The 1,762-nt window shown below is 53.7% G+C and carries 2 protein-coding genes; both read right to left on the reverse strand.

The window, feature by feature from the left end:
- The coding region (locus VU18_RS16860; protein WP_047758638.1) for an ATP-binding cassette domain-containing protein at positions 1-680 on the reverse strand (680 nt) is incomplete at its 3' end.
- Between the two features lie 34 nt (positions 681-714).
- Complete coding sequence (gene ssuC / locus VU18_RS16865) at positions 715-1,500, reverse strand: aliphatic sulfonate ABC transporter permease SsuC (RefSeq protein WP_014196482.1); 786 nt, start codon at positions 1,498-1,500, stop codon at positions 715-717.
- Positions 1,501-1,762: the final 262 nt, after the last annotated feature.

A 1,762-nucleotide genomic window follows, 5' to 3' on the forward strand; every position in this document is an offset into this window, starting at 1 on the left:
AACGCCGCATCGCCGCGCTGACGCGGCCGCGGCAAGCGCACAGGCAAATCAAGCGCGCATTCCCCGTCCTCAATGAGCACGACGCGGTCCGCCAACATCACTGCTTCATCAACATCATGCGTGACCAACAAAGCCGTAAAGCGTTGTTCCCTCCATAATCGTTCGATCAGCCGCTGCATTTCAATTCTCGTTAACGCGTCAAGCGCACCGAGCGGTTCATCAAGCAATAACAACTGTGGACGGCTGATCAATGCGCGGGCGAGCGCCACCCGTTGACGCTGGCCGCCGGATAACACCGATGGCCAATCATTCGCGCGGTCTGCCAAACCGACTTGTTCGAGCACTGTGATTGCTTGTTCTTTCCAGTCACCTTTCAAGCCGAGGCCGACATTGTCGATGACGCGCCGCCATGGCAACAGACGAGCGTCTTGAAACATGACGCGAGCTGCTGTATTCAACCCATGAAGCAACTGTCCATCCAGCTGAATCATGCCGGAAGTCGGCGTCTCCAATCCAGCAGCCAAGCGCAATAGTGTGCTTTTTCCGCAGCCGCTGCGACCAATAATGGCGATAAACTCCCCCGGTTTGACCGTTAAATCAATGCGGCGCAACACTTGTTGATCGCCAAACTGTTTGGCCACTTGCGCAAATACGAGCTCTGCTCCTCGTCCTGTTTCCATCTCTCGCTCTCCTTTCCCACTCCGTTTATGTCAGTTACCGATTTTGATAGTTGACATTCCAGCGAAGCCAACGTTTTTCCAAAAAACGGGCAATGCTGTCTGCGAGCTTGCCAAACAGCGCGTAAAGCAAAATACTGAACACAACGACATCTGTTTGCATAAATTCACGTGCATTCATGGCCAAATACCCGATGCCGCGGTCAGCAGCGATCGTTTCCGCGACGATGAGCGTCAACCACATAATGCCCAGCGCATAGCGCAGCCCGACCAAAATCGACGATAACGCGCCCGGCAGCCAAATGCGCCAAAAAAGCTGCCATGGTCCAAGTCCATAGACGCGCCCCATTTCAAGCAAACCAGCATCGACATTGCGGATGCCATGCAATGTGTTGACATACATCGGAAACAGCACACCTAGCGCAACAAGAAATACTTTCGCCTCCTCCCCGATGCCAAACCATAAAATGACGAGTGGAATCATCGCTAAATGCGGAATATTCCGAATCATCTGAATCGATGTATCCAACCAACGTTCCGCCGGACGAAACACCCCGTTGAGCAAGCCGAGCAGAAATCCGATTGATCCCCCGATCGCAAATCCAGTCAGAGCTCGCCAGAAACTAATGGACAAATGCTGCCATAGCTCTCCTTTTGATGCGAGATTCCAAGCAGCAGCGATCACATCGGTCGGTGCCGGCAGCACCCGCGAAGACAACCAACCAGCTTCTACAGCCGCTTGCCATGCCACAAGCAGAGCAACAGGCAACACCCATGGCACCGCCTTCCCCCAAGTCCATTCTGTCCATCTCGACGATTTCATCGCGTTCCCCCTCCGCATTCCTAGTGTGGTTTCTCATCCAAGCTGCCGCCGTCCTGCGTCCTTGTTGACGGATGACGCTGCGAACGAAGCCAGCCGATGACTTTTTGTCACGAATCACCCCCCGTTTTCCCTTCCCATTCCGTCTCCGCTTCATTTGGCTTCACGCCAAACCGCTTCGTTTACATCGATTTTCTTTGGCAACAACCCTAGCTGGCGAAATTGATCTGCAATCGTTTGCTGCTGGGTGATGACCTCGTTTGTG

The sequence above is a fragment of the Geobacillus sp. ZGt-1 genome, from assembly GCF_001026865.1.
GTDB classification, from domain to species: domain Bacteria; phylum Bacillota; class Bacilli; order Bacillales; family Anoxybacillaceae; genus Geobacillus; species Geobacillus thermoleovorans.

Coding starts and splice junctions, on each gene's coding strand:
- ssuC (WP_014196482.1), bottom strand. CDS start 1,500: ATGAAATCGTCGAGATGGACAGAATGGACTTGGGGGAAGGCGGTGCCA.